The organism is Ehrlichia ruminantium, assembly GCF_009728835.1.
GTDB classification, from domain to species: Bacteria; Pseudomonadota; Alphaproteobacteria; order Rickettsiales; family Anaplasmataceae; genus Ehrlichia; species Ehrlichia ruminantium_B.
Genome location: NZ_CP033455.1, coordinates 1109531 through 1126232, shown reverse-complemented (window position 1 = coordinate 1126232; position 16702 = coordinate 1109531). Strand labels below are relative to the sequence as shown.

At 29.9% G+C, this 16702-nt stretch carries 13 protein-coding genes; 8 read left to right on the top strand and 5 right to left on the bottom strand.

Annotation, left to right across the window (positions count from 1 at the left end; all coding sequences use genetic code 11):
- Nucleotides 1-77: 77 nt before the first annotated feature.
- The gene (locus EDL80_RS03860; RefSeq protein WP_158407100.1) at nucleotides 78-2231 is read left to right on the top strand and encodes a sensor histidine kinase NtrY-like; all 2154 of its coding nucleotides are present in this window, start codon (nucleotides 78-80) and stop codon (nucleotides 2229-2231) included.
- 624 nt (nucleotides 2232-2855) lie between these two features.
- Complete coding sequence (locus EDL80_RS03855) at nucleotides 2856-4019, top strand: ribonuclease D (RefSeq protein ID WP_158406862.1); 1164 nt, start codon at nucleotides 2856-2858, stop codon at nucleotides 4017-4019.
- Between the two features lie 942 nt (nucleotides 4020-4961).
- On the opposite strand, the gene ligA is transcribed toward EDL80_RS03855, so the two are convergent.
- The 3 genes from ligA to EDL80_RS03840 are packed head-to-tail and all read right to left on the bottom strand — an operon-like array spanning nucleotide 4962 to nucleotide 7584.
- Nucleotides 4962-6995: an NAD-dependent DNA ligase LigA gene (ligA, locus tag EDL80_RS03850; protein ID WP_158406861.1), complete on the bottom strand. Its 2034-nt coding sequence runs from the start codon at nucleotides 6993-6995 to the stop codon at nucleotides 4962-4964.
- A 28-nt stretch (nucleotides 6996-7023) separates the two neighbouring features.
- Nucleotides 7024-7356 carry a Grx4 family monothiol glutaredoxin gene (grxD, locus tag EDL80_RS03845; protein WP_158406860.1) on the bottom strand — a complete coding sequence of 111 codons (333 nt, stop codon included), beginning with the start codon at nucleotides 7354-7356 and terminating at the stop codon, nucleotides 7024-7026.
- Between the two features lie 6 nt (nucleotides 7357-7362).
- A complete protein-coding gene (locus EDL80_RS03840) occupies nucleotides 7363-7584 on the bottom strand; it encodes a BolA/IbaG family iron-sulfur metabolism protein (RefSeq protein ID WP_158406859.1) in 222 nt (73 codons plus the stop codon).
- Between the two features lie 704 nt (nucleotides 7585-8288).
- Between EDL80_RS03840 and EDL80_RS03835 the strand changes: the two genes are divergently transcribed.
- Nucleotides 8289-8630, top strand: coding sequence for a hypothetical protein (locus tag EDL80_RS03835; RefSeq protein WP_158406858.1), 342 nt, complete (start codon nucleotides 8289-8291; stop codon nucleotides 8628-8630).
- 1059 nt (nucleotides 8631-9689) lie between these two features.
- On the opposite strand, the gene EDL80_RS03830 is transcribed toward EDL80_RS03835, so the two are convergent.
- Both EDL80_RS03830 and radA read right to left on the bottom strand, forming a co-directional pair.
- Nucleotides 9690-10211, bottom strand: coding sequence for a DsbE family thiol:disulfide interchange protein (locus EDL80_RS03830; protein ID WP_158406857.1), 522 nt, complete (start codon nucleotides 10209-10211; stop codon nucleotides 9690-9692).
- Complete coding sequence (radA, locus tag EDL80_RS03825; protein WP_158406856.1) at nucleotides 10208-11560, bottom strand: DNA repair protein RadA; 1353 nt, start codon at nucleotides 11558-11560, stop codon at nucleotides 10208-10210. Before radA ends, EDL80_RS03830 begins: the two co-directional genes overlap by 4 nt.
- Nucleotides 11561-12010: 450 nt before the next feature.
- Here radA and EDL80_RS03820 point away from each other — a divergent pair, with 450 nt between their 5' ends.
- From EDL80_RS03820 to rplI, 5 genes are all read left to right on the top strand, one after another.
- Nucleotides 12011-14656 carry a TRAP transporter fused permease subunit gene (locus tag EDL80_RS03820; protein ID WP_158406855.1) on the top strand — a complete coding sequence of 882 codons (2646 nt, stop codon included), beginning with the start codon at nucleotides 12011-12013 and terminating at the stop codon, nucleotides 14654-14656.
- A gap of 12 nt (nucleotides 14657-14668) precedes the next feature.
- On the top strand, nucleotides 14669-15280 hold the full coding sequence (locus tag EDL80_RS03815) for a CvpA family protein (RefSeq protein WP_158406854.1): 612 nt from the start codon (nucleotides 14669-14671) through the stop codon (nucleotides 15278-15280).
- Between the two features lie 127 nt (nucleotides 15281-15407).
- Nucleotides 15408-15737 (top strand): 30S ribosomal protein S6, encoded by a 330-nt coding sequence (gene rpsF / locus EDL80_RS03810; RefSeq protein WP_158406853.1) that lies wholly within the window; start codon nucleotides 15408-15410, stop codon nucleotides 15735-15737.
- A gap of 13 nt (nucleotides 15738-15750) precedes the next feature.
- Nucleotides 15751-16038, top strand: a complete 288-nt coding sequence (gene rpsR / locus EDL80_RS03805; protein WP_158406852.1) for a 30S ribosomal protein S18 — start codon at nucleotides 15751-15753, stop codon at nucleotides 16036-16038.
- 20 nt (nucleotides 16039-16058) lie between these two features.
- On the top strand, nucleotides 16059-16673 hold the full coding sequence (gene rplI / locus EDL80_RS03800) for a 50S ribosomal protein L9 (protein ID WP_158406851.1): 615 nt from the start codon (nucleotides 16059-16061) through the stop codon (nucleotides 16671-16673).
- The last annotated feature ends 29 nt before the right edge of the window (nucleotides 16674-16702 follow it).

Here is a 16702-nt window from a genome sequence, read left to right as displayed (position 1 = left end):
GGCATGTTATAGTGTGTCATAGGCCTAAGAACTAATTGTTTTTGTATAAGTTAGTTCATCCACCGTTTGATACTCTAATGAAAAACTGGTTTGTAAAGGTATATAACAGCATAAATAAATTAAAATTTTTTAAAGTTGTTGCTTCATTTTTAGCTATATCTATTTTTCTATTTTCTGTTATCACTTATTGTGTTGTTTTTCATCATGATGATCCACTTGGTCCTGATCATGGTAAAGCAATTAAATTGATATTTTTCGATTTAATATTGTTTTTATTGTTAATCACCAGTGTATCTTGTAAGCTCATTAATATATGGATACAGAGAAAAAGAGGACGTCTAGGTTCTCATCTTCAAACAAGAATTGTATTAATGTTTTCAGTGGTAGCTGTTATCCCTACTATTATTATATCTGGTTTTTCCAGCTTATTCTTCAATTATAGTATTCAGGCCTGGTTTAATAAAAGAGTAGAAACTGCTATGCATCAATCTATTAAAGTAGCAGAGGCATATCTTAGGGAGCAAAAGAGAAATATTCGTTCTGATATCTTAGCTATATCACATTATGTGTCTAGTAATAATGGGCTGTTGTATTATGATCAAGCATATTTGCAAAATGTTGTACAATCTGAAGCAGATCTTTTGGGATTATCAGAAGTATTAATTTTTCAACCAGGTAGAGTTATAGCAAGTAGTAAATTTAGCTTTGCTTTAAGTTTTGATATGATTCCATGGTATGGATTAGAAACAATAGATGATGATAAAGTTCTTGTAATTACACAAGAAAACATGATACGTGCTTTTTTATTGATTGATGGGTTCTCGTCTACTTATATTATGGTTGGGCGCCTTATAGACATGAAAGTATCGTCTCATTTATCTGCAACAAAAGGTGCAGTGCAGTCTTATAGAGATTTGCAATCTCAAATATCATCTTTGCAAGTTCAATTTTCGATGATATTCATTCTCATTTCGTTATTACTATTGTTTACTGCGATTTGGTATGGTATTAATTTTTCTGGTGATATTGTACGTCCATTATTAGACTTGTTTTATGCTACGAGGAAGGTTCAAAAGGGTGATTTATCTTTTAAAATAGAAGAAGGTAAAATTGGACAAGAAATGTCTACACTTGTTCGTGCGTTTAATCAGATGACATCGCAACTTAATACTCAACGTTCTCAGTTAATAAAGTTATATCAGGATATGAATGAAAGGAGAGAGTTTATAGAAGCTGTGTTGTCAGGTATTTCTTCTGGGATAATAGCTGTGAATTGTGCAGGTGTTATTACTTTGATGAATGATAAAGCAAAAGAATTGTTGGCTCCTGAAGTGTTGAATGTAGAACTTGATAGTGTTTTTCCTGAAATATCTGAGTTGATAACAAGCAATAAAATGAAAGATGAAGTGATTGTAATTAGAAATAAAAAATCTTTTACTTTATCTGTACGTATTAAAGTATTAGGCAGTGTTACAAAAGGATATATTATTACGTTTGATGATATTTCAAGTTTAGTTGAAGCTCAAAGATCTGCAGCATGGTCTGATGTTGCACGCAGAATAGCACATGAAATAAAAAATCCTATTACTCCAATATATCTTGCAGCTGAGAGATTAAATAGTAAGTATAAACAGGAAATTGCATCTGATCAGGAAGGTTTTTCTAGGTATGTTGATACTATCATTCGTCATGTTACAAGTATCAGGTGTATTGTTGATGAATTTGCTAAGTTTGCAAGAATGTCAGATCCTGTATTAGTTAAACATGATATTTGTAATATTATAAGGAACTTGGTGTCTTCTGGGCAATTTAGCTGTGATTTTGTGGATTACGATTTTAATGTACCGGATAATCCAATTTTTGTAGTATTGGATGAAAGTCAAATTAACCATGTCTTTGTTAATTTATTTAAAAATGCATGTGAATCGATTGAAATGAAACGAAATGTACATGGAAAGATAACAATTACTGTAATTGAAAATAAAGATCATGTTGATATACAAGTTCAAGATAATGGCATTGGTTTTCCGGAGGAACTTATAGAAAAACTTACCGAACCCTATGTAACAACCCGTAGTCAAGGAACAGGATTGGGTTTGTCGATAGTGAAAAAAATACTAGATGAACACGGTGCATCAATAAATTTTTATAATATAAAAGGTGGTGGGATGGTTAAATTGACGTTTGTAAAATGTATAGACACTGAATCTAGTTCATTTGAAACAAAATAATACAATATGATACTTGTATTAGTATTTTATTATTTTGAACACAAGTATGATAGGGATTTTTTGATACTAGTATTTATATGTGGTTTTACCTAAGTAATATTTAAATATGTATAGTGCTAGTTTATCTTATATTAAGTGTTTATCATGTTAAGTTTGTAAAGCTTGTATCATTAAGCTGTGATGAATTATATAGGTTTATTTTTTTATTATGGTAAAGGTTCATAATAACTAAAATATATTAAATTATAAAATATGGGATGGTTTTTTTAGTGTGGATTTAAAGAAGTATAGAATATGCTAGAGAATAAAACTCATTAAATAATATTGTATAAATTTATAGAATATCAAATAATAGATATTGTAAATGATTAGTAGTTATTTATTTTTTGGAATTTGTAATGTATTATCTAGGAAATATAAGAAATAAAATTATATGTTTTGTAAAAAATAGGATACTAGGTGATATCTCATGAGTACAAATTAGCCATTTTTGTAGTTATTATTAAAGTAATCTTATAAAGACTTAATCAGTATGTATAAATATGTGAGTTAACAATAATATAGTGTGTAATTGCGCTAAAGTTGGGGTATTGTTTATTAAATGATAAAGAAGGATGAAAAGGCATGTTAATTGATACTACTAGTAAGCTGCAAGATGTGTGTAGTCAATTACTTATGTCATGTCCTAAATTTATTGCAGTAGATACTGAGTTTATTCGGAACTGTAGTGAGTACTATCCAAGATTATCTTTAATACAAATTGCTTGGGGTAAAGGAAACTGTGTTATTGATGTTTTGGCACATGATATGGATTTATCTATTTTAGAATCTGTATTTTATAATAGGGATATAGTAAAAGTTTTTCATGATTGTCGGCAAGATATAGATGCGCTATTGACAAGATTTTCAAGAATTCCTAATCCTATATTTGATACTCAAGTTGCTGCCATGTTTTGTGCGTATTATGATAATGCTGTGGGATATTCAAAACTAGTGGCGCAGTTTTTAGATGTTTCATTAGATAAATTAACGCTAAAGAGATCTAACTGGCTGATACGTCCATTATCTGATGATAAAATTCAATATGCACTTGATGATGTTGTGTATTTATATGAGTTATATCAGATATTGTATGATAACCTAATATCTTCTCAGAGGTTGTTGTGGTTTCTGGAAGAGATGAACAATATTGTTATGCAAGAAGCAAGTTACGGTAATATATATGATATTTTTGATTTTTCTTCAGAAGTGACAAAAGAGGAAGTTATTATCAGTTGTTCTATTGTTGAATGGAGAGAGAAGTTGGCACAATATTTTAATGTTAGTCGTGATTCATTATTAAAAAATAAAGCAATTCCATACCTAGCTAAGGATCTTATGGAAAAAAGTGATATTAGTACTTTGAAAAAGTATATTAAGAAAGAATATTTGTTGCATAATACAGTATCTGATATTTTTGAAATTATTAATAACAATCAGTCTATTAATGTTGGTGAATTATCTAGTATAAACTCTAGTAATAACAATAAATCAGTTTTAAATATACTTTTAATATTATTATATAATGTTTGTTATGGTAGTAATATATCGCAAAAGTTAGTTTGTTCTAAAGGTAGTTTAATAAGATTACTTAATGGTAAATCAAGTTATGTAATGAAAGGTTGGAGGTATGAATTTTTTGGATGTAAAATTGAAAAATTTATGCAAGGAAAATCAAAAATTGTAGTATCTGCTCAAGCAGTAAATAATCAATGTGTAGATATTATGACTACTTTATCAGATATGTAAGTAGCTATTTTATTAAATAATGTCAGTTAACGGCATTTTTGCTACAATTATTTAAAAAGTGACTTAGGTTTTGTATTAACTTACGTAGTACAGCGTATTATGTGTTAAATAAGATTTATGGTAATAGTAAATAAAAAGCCACATAAGTTTTGTAGTTAATAGTCATTTATATGAAAAGTAAACTTAATATTATCTTATTTAAGTGTTATACAGAATAGTGTATGCTGTCTTTTAAGGAATGGTTGAAAACATTGACTGTGTGGTAGTTAGTTTGAATGTACTGTAGTGTTGTTTATTATAATATCTACTGTGAAGGTAATATATATGTCAGATTAATATGGCCCTAAATCTTCAGTTAGGATTTATATAGTTTAGGAATTGTGTTTTCTTACTTAAGATTGTTATTTCTAGTGAAAAATCTGTGTTTTGTGAAAGTGATAAATAAATATTTGCTGTAACATCTTCTGATACTGGTTTTAATAATACTTTCTTAGCTAGTGTGAAAATGCTGATTATGAATCTAATATTTTGTTAGGTTGAATGTATTGTAACCATAGGTCCTCAGTTAGGATTTATATGTTCAGAGATTGTGCTTTTTTATATTTTGAACCAGGATTATTGTCTATAATAAGGGAATCTATATTTTTTTTAGAGTAATAAATAAACCTTTACTAGAACATTTTCTGATATTGGTTCGGATAGTATTTTCTGGATTAGTGTTAAATACTAATTATGTGACTAGTATGTTATTAGGGTGAATGTATTATTATTACTATGGGTTTTCAGTTAGAATTTACATATTTAGACATTATATTTGCTTGTCTAGGATTGTTATTTCTAGTGAAAAATCTGTGTTTTGTGAGAGTGATAAATAAATATTTGCTGTGACATCTTCTGATACTGGTTTTAATAATACTTTCTTAGCTAGTGTGAAAATGCTGATTATGAATCTAATATTTTGTTAGGTTGAATGTATTGTAACCATAGGTCCTCAGTTAGGATTTGTATATTCAGAGATTGTGCTTTTTTATATTTTGAACCAGGATTGTTACCTACAACTAGAAAATCTGTATTTTTTGAAAGTGATGAAGAAACTTTTGCTCCAGCAGTTTCTGATTTTAGTTTTGCTTCTGACCGTGACATGCTTGATAGTTCTCCGGTGAACACTATAGTCTTTCCATGAATAAGGGATAAATAGTTATTAGATTTTGTATCTAGTATTGTAAGGTGTCCTACTAAGTTATTTATCATGTTTAAGTTATGTTGTTCTGTGAAAAATGTTCTTAACGAATCTATAGTTTTTAGTCCTACTTGTTGTATGTTAATTGAATAATCAATATCTTGTGTTAATTTAAGCATTTCAGTGTACCATTTTTCGTATGATATAAAATAATTGGCAAGTATTTTTGCTATATATTTACCTACAAATCTTATACCTAATGAAAAAATGAAATTTTCAAGATTAATTACTTTACTATTGTTAATGGCAGATAGTAAATTGTTTATGGATTTTTCGCCCCATCCATGTAGTGAGGATAACTGTACATTTTGATTGTTTATTTTTTCTTCTAATGTAAATATATCGACAATACTTGTAATTAAACCATGCTCATAAAAGAACTGTATTTGCTTTTTCCCGAATCCAATAATATTAAATGCGTCTTTTGAAACAAAGTGTCTAATTTTTTCTAAAATTTGGTTTTGACAAAATAATCCTCCCATACAGTATATTGATATTTCCTGTTGTGCTTGATATAAATTACTACCACATGCTGGGCATACTGTTGGAAAAACAAATTCTGCTAGTTCTGTAGTACGTAAATTTTTGTCAACATCAACTACTTGAGGAATTACATCTCCTGCTCTTTTTACAATAACATAGTCTCCTTCCCGTATGTCTTTACGTTCTATTTCACTTTTATTATGTAAACTAGCTCGTGTTATTACAACCCCACCAATATTGATAGGAGAAAGCTCTGCAATAGGTGTAAGTACTCCGGTTCTTCCAACTTGTATTGAGATTTTATTTAATTTGGTTTTCCCTTCTATTGCAGGAAATTTATATGCTATAGCCCATCTAGGAGATTTACTTGTTGTACCTAAAGTATGTTGTAATTTAATGTTGTTAACTTTATATATAATTCCATCAATGTCATAGCTAATATTACTTCTGTCATTATAGATCTTGTTATAGAAATTAATAGCTTCTTCAAAATTATCTGTGCTAATGGTATGTTCATTTATACAAAAACCCCAGTTTTTTAATTGATCTAATGATTCTATTTGTGTTAGGCACTTGCTATTTACTATTGTATACATGCAGTATTTTAATTTGCGTTGTGCAGTAATACTTGAATCTAGTTGTCTTATAGATCCAGCTGCAGCATTACGTGGATTTGCAAAGTTTTTTCCTTCGTTATTTAACTGTATAAAGTCATTTCGATCTATATATATCTCACCTCTAACTTCTAAAAAATCTGGTGCATTTTGAATAATATGTGGTAAGTTTTTTATGGTTTTTACATTGTTTGTTATGTTTTCACCAAAGTATCCGTTACCTCGTGTAGATGCTTGAAATAATTCACCATTTTTGTATATTATAGAGAATGATAGTCCATCAATTTTTAGTTCGCAAGAGAAGCATACCGACTCATTTTCTTGTAAGTCTAAGAACTTTTTAGTTCTTGTGATAAATTTTTCTATATCATGCTGAGTGAAAGCATTATCTAAGGATAGCATTTTTTCTTCATGCTTAACTTTAGAAAACCTTAGATCTGGGTCTCCACCTATGTTATCCTGGTAGTAACTGTTTAATGTAGGAAACTTTTCAAGGATTGCATTTCTTTGATAACATAATTCATCATATTCTGCATCACTTATTTCTGGGCTGTCATGTATATGATACAGGGTGTCATGATATCTAATTTTTTCATTTAACTTGTCTAATGCAAGTTTGGCTTCTTCCTGGTTTATCATAATTGATTTTGATTAAATACATGCTTGATTAATTAGCTGTAATTAAATTATTTTTGATAAATAATTCTTGAAGTTCTCCATTATAATACATTTCTTTAACTATATCGCATCCTCCAATGAATTCACCTTTCACATATAATTGTGGAATAGTAGGCCAGTTTGTGAATTCTTTTATTGCTTCACGTAATTCTAAGTCTTCTAATACATTAATGCTTTTAAAGTTAACATTCATCTTTTTAAGAATGGCAACTACTGTGCTGGAAAAACCACATTGAGGAAGGTTAGCATCACCTTTCATGTATAGAACTACATCATTAGTTTCTATATCATGTTTTATTCTATTCATTATATTGTCTGTCATAACATATTACTTAGATTCTGTTTTTATTTGTATTGCGTGTATATTTAACCCATCTAGTACTTTATATACCATCCTATGTTGTTCGAGTTTTGACTTGCCTTGAAATTGTTGAGATACTATTTTGATTGCATAATGGTTATTATCATCAACTAGGCTAGTAATAGTAATATCGGCTTCAGGGAAAGCATCTCTTATTACTTGTTCTAAATGAGATTGTATTACACTCATTGTTTAGCAAGTCCATAAATTGATATAAAGATTACGCACTATAACATGTTTTATAATGTAGGTAAATAGCTAAGGTGTATTAGTTTACTTGAGAATGCGTACCAGTTGATATTACAACACTTGTATTGTTCATTACCTATTGTTTATGCTAAGAACAATACGAAAATAATCCCAGTATAGAAAAGACTAGTGTAATGAATTGGATAAACGATGATTATAAATATTACGTAAGTGTAAAAAGCTGAGAAGACACTTACTGTACATCGTTTTATTAAAAACAATATCAAAGTAAATTCAATACGGAAAAGGATAATATGATGTATTGGGTGAGTGATAGGGTGCAGGTATTATGTAAATACCAAAAATCTAGAAAGCATTTACCTATGTATAGTTTATTAAAAACAATACAAGGGTAAGCTCAGTCAGGAAAAAGGATAGTGTTATGTGTTGGGTGAGTGATAAGGTACAGATATTATGTGAGTACCAAAAATCTAGAAAGCATTTACCTATGTATAGTTTTATTAAAAACAATACAAAAATAAGATCAGTCGGGAAAAAGGATAGTGTTATGTGTTGGGTGAGTTATAAGGTACAGGTATTATGTGAGTACCAAAAATCTAGAAAGCATTTATACCTATATATAGTTTATTAAAAACAGTACAAGGGTAAACTCAGTCGGGAAAAAGGATAGTGTTATGTGTTGGGTGAGTTATAAGGTACAGATATTATGTGAGTATCAAAAATCTAGAAAGCATTTACCTATGTATAGTTTTATTAAAAACAATACAAGGGTAAGCTCAGTCAGGAAAAAGGATAGTGTTATGTGTTGGGTGAGTTATAAGGTACAGGTATTATGTGAGTATCAAAAATCTAGAAAGCATTTACCTATGTATAGTTTTATTAAAAACAATACAAAAAATAAGATCAATATGGAAAAGCATGGTGAGATGTGTTGGGTGAGTAATAGGGTACAGATATTATGTGAGTACCAAAAATCTAGAAAGCATTTACCTATGTATAGTTTATTAAAAACAATACAAAAATAAGATCAGTATGGAAAAGCATGGAGAGATGTGTTGAGTGAGTGATAAGGTATAGATATTATGTGAGTATCAAAAATCTAGAAAGCATTTACCTATGTATAGTTTTATTAAAAACAATACAAAAATAAGATCAATATGGAAAAGCATGGAGAGATGTGTTGAGTGAGTGATAAGGTACAGATATTATGTGAGTACCAAAAATCTAGAAAGCATTTATACCTATATATAGTTTATTAAAAACAGTACAAGGGTAAACTCAGTCAGGAAAAAGGATAGTGTAATATGTTAAATAATTATACAGTATAAATGTTATTGAATGCTAAGAAGCTGAGAGAACATGTGGTAATGCTTTTTTGAAAATCATTGTGTGTTGTCCAATTTTCTAGAGTTATGAGGTATAATAATACTAATATAGTGTCGTGAGAAGAGAATTTACCATGTTTGCTTAAGGTACATTGTAATTCTTGATGTAGGTTTTTTATAGTACATCAAAACGTATATTTTTATGTCAGATGGTAAAGAGTAAAAGCGTTAGTTTTATTTAAGTCGTTGGTTTGATATATAAAAAAGGTTATTTTACTTTTTGTATGATATGTGGTAATGTGTGGTTAGGCGGATAATGGCTGATTAGCTTTTGCAGTTATAGATTACATATATGTCTGATTTTTGTTATACAATACTTTAATAATCAGGTAGATAGCAATTTGTTGGTACTGTATTAGTTTTATATATTAATATTGAATTTACTTTGATATTGTTTTAATAAAACGATGTACAGTAAGTGTCTTCTCAGCTTTTTACACTTACGTAATATTTATAACCATCGTTTATCCAATGCATTACACTAGTCTTTTCCATACTGGGCTTATTTCTGTATTGTTCTTAGCTAAACAATAGGTAATGAACAATACAAGTGTTGTAATATCAACTGGTACGCATTCTCAAGCAAACTAATACACCGTAGCTGTTTACATTATAAACATGTTATAGTGCATAATTTTTATATCAATTTATGGACTTGCTAAACATTGTATTAAGCTGTGTGATGTCTTTATCCTATACCTAGAGTTTCATACTGTTTTCAGTTTTTTGTATTAATGGTAGTATTTGAGTTCTCCATATGTCTTTAGTTAGGCTGCCATATATGTGTAGTAGTAATTTTCCATGTTGATCGAATATAAAAGTTTCTGGTACTCCTGTTACTCCTAGTATGTTATTTACTTTCCCAGAATAGTCTTTTGCAATTTTAGTATAAGGATCCCCATTAGTTTTAAGCCACTCTTTTACTTTGTATTCCGTGTCAAGGTAATTGATGCCATATATTTCTATAATTTGTTCTTTAGCAATATCTAGTAGCATACTATGTTCTTCTTGACATGTAGTACACCAAGATGCAAATACATTTAATATATACGGATGTCCAATTAGATCGTTTGTATCAAACAATTGGTCTTCTGTATATAAAAGAGGTAATATTATTCTATTTGAAATATCATGAATGGTGTTTTTATTTAATAATGCTTTTGTAAATATTGCTACGAACATTAAAAAGCATGCTAGAAAGATTATACCAATTATTTTCATAGTTCAATGAGATATTTTTTCAATGTTCTAATATGACCTATTTCTATGATTTTGATATCAGAGAAAACATGCTTATTATTGAGTGGAATGATTGCTTGTGTCAAGCCTAGTTTATAAGCTTCTTTTAAGCGTAAATCAATATTTGATACATTCCTTATTTCTCCTGATAGGGCTATTTCTCCCAATATTATTGTTGATGGTGGAATAGGTATATTAGTGAAGCTTGATATTAATGATGCTGCAATGGCTAGATCTGCTGCTGGTTCACATATTTTTAAACCTCCTGCAATATTAAGGTATACTTCCTTATCTCCAAGAAATATATTACATTTGGCTGTGAGTACAGCTATAATCATTGCTAATCGATTAACATCCCATCCAACAACTGCTCTTCTTGGAGTTACCATATTTGTATTTGCAATTAATGATTGTATTTCCATCAGTAAAGGTCTTGATCCTTCAATGCCTGCAAATACTGCACTGCCTACTATATTGTTGTACTGTGATTTAGATAAAAAAAGAGAAGATGGGTTGTTTACTGGGATTAGTCCACGATCAGACATCTCAAATACCCCTATTTCATTGGTAGGGCCAAATCTATTTTTTACTGTACGTAAGATACGCAGTTGACTATTATTTTCTCCTTCGAAATATAGTACTGTATCTACCATATGTTCTAGAGTTTTTGGACCAGCTATTTGACCATCTTTTGTTATTTGTCCTAGTATAAATAAAATTATATTGTGTTGTTTTGTAAGAGTTATAAGTTCATGAGTGCACATACGTATTTGAACTACAGTGCCAGGTGGTGATGATATTTTACTGTCATATATGGTTTGTATTGAGTCAACAATAATACACTTAAAATCCTTATTCTTTTTGAGAGAATTGGTAATATCTGATAAAGATGATGTTGATAATAATTGGATATTAGATTGAGTAATATGTAATCGATCTGCTCTGATTTTAATTTGATCTACGGATTCTTCACCTGAAACATAAAGACATGTAGAGAAGTTTTTGTCTAAAATTGCAGCTAATTGTAGTAACAGTGTTGATTTTCCCACACCAGGTTCTCCTCCAATGAGAGTACTACTTCCTAAAACTATACCTCCTCCAAATACTCTGTCTATTTCGTTGATCTTTGTTATGAAACGAGTAGGGGATATTATGTTTTTGTCGGATAATGAGCTTAATTTTATTTCAGAAACATATTGTACGTTTGTTAAATGTTCAGTAGCTGTTTCTCCTATGATACTATCCCAGCTGCCACAGGAGTTACATTTACCAGTCCATCTATGTGTTTGATTACTACATACTTGGCATACATATACAATTTTTGTAGACATGAGCTAGGTGACAAATTTTATTATATAATAAGCACGGACTTTATTCTATCAGGTAGACAACATATTATCTACTGGAAGTTTTTAATAATGCTAATTGTACAATATTGTTGAATATAGAAACGGTTGTTGTGGATGTATATTTGTTAATAATAAAATTAATAGTAGTAAATAGATTTACTATTGTAATTATTTGTAGTAATCTAGGGTAGAATAAGTTTATGTTATATAAACGATGTAGGTTGTAACTTAGTCACTTGGTACTATTCAATATGTTAAGTTAGGGTAGTCGAGATATTTGATCGCATAGTTTATCATTTTGCTAATTTTAACAATATATTTTTAATGTATTTCAGAGAATTATAGGTGTTAGTTAGGAGGTTATATTTTATTGACGTGGAAATTGCGTGATGCTATTAACTAGTAAAGAATTAGAACAGGGTTGATTATAGAATGAAAAATAAGGAAGAGCATATACAACATATAATAGACCGAGAACTAGCTTCTTCAAGACAAATTGATGATTGTGGTAAGATTACTTCTTGTACAGTAAGCTTTTTGGCTTTTTTTTGGGCATGTTTTCAATTATTTATAGCCTCACCTTTGCCTTTTTGTTTGGTTAATTATGGGATAGAATGGGCAGTATTGCCTGATATTCAGTGCAGAGCGATACATTTAGCATTTGCATTTTCTTTGTTATTTTTATTTTTTCCAGTATTAGAAAATTCGAACAGGACTTCTATTAAAGCACTGAACTGGATTTCTGCACTGTTAGCTAGTATATCTGCGCTATACATTGTAGTGTTTTATGAAGAATTATCATTTAGGATAGCAATGCCTAATGATGTTGACTTAGTTATAGCGTTTTTTGGACTTTTATTCTTACTAGAAGGTGCTAGAAGAGCAATAGGATTACCTATCACTATTATTATCTTGACGTTTTTAACGTATGCATATTTTGGTAAGTATATGCCAGATATTATTGCACATAAGGGACACAATTTTTCTGCTATAGCATCTCATGAGTGGTTATCTTCTGAAGGCGTATTTGGAGTTGCATTATCTGTATCTTCTAATTTTGTGTTTCTGTATGTATTATTTGGTGCATTCTTGGATAAAGCTGGTGCTGGTAACTTTTTTATTAAGCTATCGTTTGCTTTATTGGGAAGATTTGTTGGTGGACCAGCTAAAGCTGCAGTTATTGCTTCCGGTTTTATGGGTATGATGTCTGGATCTTCAATTGCTAATACTATTACTATAGGATCTTTTACTATTCCTTTGATGAAAAAAATGGGGTTGAGTGCTGAAAAAGCTGCTGCAATAGAAGTTTCAGCTGGTGTTAATGGACAAATCATGCCTCCAGTTATGGGTGCTGCAGCGTTTTTAATGTCAGAATTTTTGTCTATTCCATACGCAACTATTGTGAAATATGCATTTGTTCCAGCAGTAATGGTGTATGTTACTTTGCTTTATATAGTACATCTAGAAGCTTGCAAGTTAGATATGCGGCCTGTAATTGATTTAACAAGAGCAAGGTCTATTTATTTGAGTTTGTTGAGATTTTTTATATCTGCTAGCTGTATAGTAATTTTATCATGTGTTATTTATGTACTTATAGAAGGGATTCATATATATGAACTTTATATTCCTGGAATAAAGGCCATATTTCTTGATAAGAGTCTATACTGTATATCGTTGATATTAGTTACTTTATATGTTGGCGTTCTGTTTTATCAATCTAAAGGGGAACATCTTAGGATTAATAATGATCAGGAGGATAGGTGTCCAAATTTATCAGAGACTTTTAAATATGGAATACATTATTTTATTCCGATTTTTATTTTGATATGGTGTTTAATAGTCGAAAAGATGTCTTCTGCGTTATCTTGCTTTTGGACAAATTTATTCTTAATCTTTATGTTACTTACTAGGGATACAATCTATACGATATTTACTAAAAGAGCAGCAAATATACTTTCTGTATTTTCTAATAGTATCAGGCAAACGTATGAGGCTATGATTATGGCTTCTAAGAATATGATCTCTATTGCGATTGCTACAGGTGCAGCTGGAATCATAGTAGGTATTGTATCATTAACTGGTTTTGGTTTATCGATTAGTGGTGTACTTGATTCTATAGCAAGTGGTAGTTTATTTTTCACATTATTAGTAACAGCGATAATATGTATAGTATTAGGTATGGGAATGCCTGCGACAGGATGTTATATTATCGTATCTACACTTATGGCTCCTATTTTAAGTTCTGTTATACATAAAAGTGGTATCTATGTTCCACAAATTGCTATACATCTGTTTGTTTTTTATTTTGGGATCATGGCAGATGTTACTCCTCCAGTAGGGATAGCTTCCTATGCTGCTGCAGCAATTGCTAAAGGTAATGCTTTTAAGACTGGGGTACAATCTTTCTTATATAATGTAAGAACTATGATCGTTCCTTTCTTATTTATATATAATACAGAGTTAATATTATATGATATTACAAACATATGGGATACTATAATAGTCATTTGTGTATCTTTAGTTGGGATATTGAGTATTTCAGCAGCAATGCAAGGGTATTTCATTAGACGGAATAAGTTCTATGAATCTATAATGCTATTGGTTGTAGGAGTATTGTTTATTATGCAGAACTATATTACTAATTTAATAGTATCTCCTTATAATGATATAATGTTTTCTGAATTAGAGCGTACGTTAGTAGTTTCTAAAAATAGTTCTGTTAAAATGACTGTGCAAAGGAAAGATGATAGTAATAATGTTACACGGAAGGATGTGATTATACCATTAAAAGATAAAATAGATATAGCTGAGTATCAGGGTACAATACTTGATTTATTACGTAAAAACCTTGGTATAATTGTTGATACCACTCAAATATCTAATAATAAGTTGGGTATTGTTGATATAGCGAGCTGGAGTTATGTAGAACCTTCTGATATGGATAATACATATGATATTGTAGGGTTAGCATTATCTTATAAGAAATATTATTATACTATTTGTATTTATTTAATAGCTATTATATTACTGTTGATTATTATCTTTTTGCAAACTAGAAGAAGTAATTCTGTAAAATGAAGTAGGATTGATATGCTAGATTTAGCAGTAATTGGTATCATATTATTATCGGTTATCATTGGCATCTTAAGAGGGTTTATTAAAGAAATATTTGGTTTAACTAGTATTTTCATATCTATCTTATTAACTATACGATATAGAAGTTGTTTTACGGATTTGTATAATCAGTATGTTACTTCTGAAGTTATAGCGGGAATATTATCAGCAATTACTGTTTTTGTTTTTATTACTATTACTGCAATAATTGTCAATGGTTGGGTTATGAGTCTTCTTTCTTCGGCCAGATGTAGTGTGGTTGATCGATTTGGAGGCTTGTTAATAGGTTTAGTAAAAGGCATGGTTTTTTCCTATATTTTATTTTTTATTATTCAAACTTCCTGTTATGCATTATTACCTGCAGCAAAGGAGGATGAGGAAGTATTGCCAAATTGGTTTTTAGATTCATATTATTATAATGTGTTCTATATCTTTAACACTTATATAGATGAGATGGTACCAGAATCTACTCATGATAAAATCAAGGAGCTGGAATCTACGTTGCAAGACATAATAGATAAAAAGTCTGCTAATAAAAATAAGAAAAAACTTAGTAAATATAGAAAAGATTTAAAGGATGAAATTTAAAATTTATGCCTGATCTATCTTGCAATACTTAAGTTATAAAAAAACCTCTAATAAGATAAAATAATTAACTTGATTATCATGTAATATTTTATATACTAGCATAACTGGTTTTTGTTAAGGAGAAGACGTGCCTTTATATGAATTTACTTTTATAGCACAGCAAGGTTTGACTCAATATGAGTTAGAAGGGTTAGTTAAAGGTTTATCGTCCTTATTAACAAAAAATGGTGCTGAGCTTCTTAAGTATGAGTACTGGGGGCTTTTGGATTTTGCTTATGCCATAGATAAGATGAATAAGGGACATTATTGTATGATGTATATTAAGTCATCTTCTACTAGCATGGATGAGTTTAAGCGTAAAGTAAGGTTAAATGAGGATGTTTTACGTTTCTTATGTCTTAAGAGGGATAAGTTGCCAGAAGGTGACTCATTAATGATACAAGCAAATCAAGCGTAAGTGGGTATTTATTATGTTGAAAAAAAGTAAGAAGACAAATTCTAATAACTCAGGTGGTACAGCATATTCTCCTCTAGCTTATTTGAAGAGACCATATTTTAGAAGGTCTAAGGCTTGTCCGTTAGAGCAGTGTTCAAATGAGGATATAGATTATAAGAATAAAGCTTTATTATCCAAGTTTACTTCAGAATATGGGCGTATCTTGCCAAGCAGGATTACCTCAGTTTCTTCTAGAAAACAAAGGTTGTTATCTACTGCTATAAAGAGAGCACGTTATTTAGCTCTATTGCCTTATTGTTAGTTTTTTATTTATAGGTTAATATGTTATCAGTTATCCTCAAAGAGAGTGTTAGAAATCTTGGCAAAGCAGGGGTAGTTACTAAAGTAAAGCCGGGATATGCTAGGTATTTGTTAGCGCAAAAAAAGGCAGTTAGGGCGACAAAGGAAAATCTAAAGATTTTAGAAGAGCAGCGTGTATCTATTCAACAAGAAAATTTAGAAAAATTAGAAGCTGCAAAAGCTTTACAATTGTCTTTACAAAATGAGTTTTTAGTGATAATAAGACAAGCTGCTGATGATGGAAAGCTCTTTGGGTCAGTGACTCCAAAGTGTATATCTAAATTGTTGTCTGATAAGGGGCATAACATACACTACCATAACATATTTTTTCATTCTGTAATTAAATATATTGGTGAGTATGTAGTTAATTTGGAACTTCATCCTGAGCTTGTGGTTCCTATAATGCTTTATGTTGTAAAAAATGATCTTGGGGCTATGCAAGCGCAAAAATTGCATTTAGAAAAGCAAAAGAAAAAAGAGAAAACTAATGATGAGGCAGCAAATACTACAGGAACTGAAAGTTCAATACTTAGTAGCGTATCAGATGATGGGAATAGTACTGAAGAGAGAATAGAAAATCAGGAAGAAAGTCAATAATATACTTTTATACCTAGTCTTGTAATACG

Bases quoted from the DNA above. Each gene is read 5' to 3' on its own strand.
- radA (WP_158406856.1), bottom strand. From the start codon at position 11,560: ATGTCTACAAAAATTGTATATGTATGCCAAGTATGTAGTAATCAAACA.
- EDL80_RS03840 (WP_158406859.1), bottom strand. From the start codon at position 7,584: ATGAGTGTAATACAATCTCATTTAGAACAAGTAATAAGAGATGCTTTC.
- EDL80_RS03820 (WP_158406855.1), top strand. From the start codon at position 12,011: ATGAAAAATAAGGAAGAGCATATACAACATATAATAGACCGAGAACTA.
- EDL80_RS03860 (WP_158407100.1), top strand. From the start codon at position 78: ATGAAAAACTGGTTTGTAAAGGTATATAACAGCATAAATAAATTAAAA.
- ligA (WP_158406861.1), bottom strand. From the start codon at position 6,995: ATGATAAACCAGGAAGAAGCCAAACTTGCATTAGACAAGTTAAATGAA.
- rplI (WP_158406851.1), top strand. From the start codon at position 16,059: ATGTTATCAGTTATCCTCAAAGAGAGTGTTAGAAATCTTGGCAAAGCA.
- EDL80_RS03830 (WP_158406857.1), bottom strand. From the start codon at position 10,211: ATGAAAATAATTGGTATAATCTTTCTAGCATGCTTTTTAATGTTCGTA.
- rpsR (WP_158406852.1), top strand. From the start codon at position 15,751: ATGTTGAAAAAAAGTAAGAAGACAAATTCTAATAACTCAGGTGGTACA.
- EDL80_RS03855 (WP_158406862.1), top strand. From the start codon at position 2,856: ATGTTAATTGATACTACTAGTAAGCTGCAAGATGTGTGTAGTCAATTA.
- grxD (WP_158406860.1), bottom strand. From the start codon at position 7,356: ATGACAGACAATATAATGAATAGAATAAAACATGATATAGAAACTAAT.
- EDL80_RS03815 (WP_158406854.1), top strand. From the start codon at position 14,669: ATGCTAGATTTAGCAGTAATTGGTATCATATTATTATCGGTTATCATT.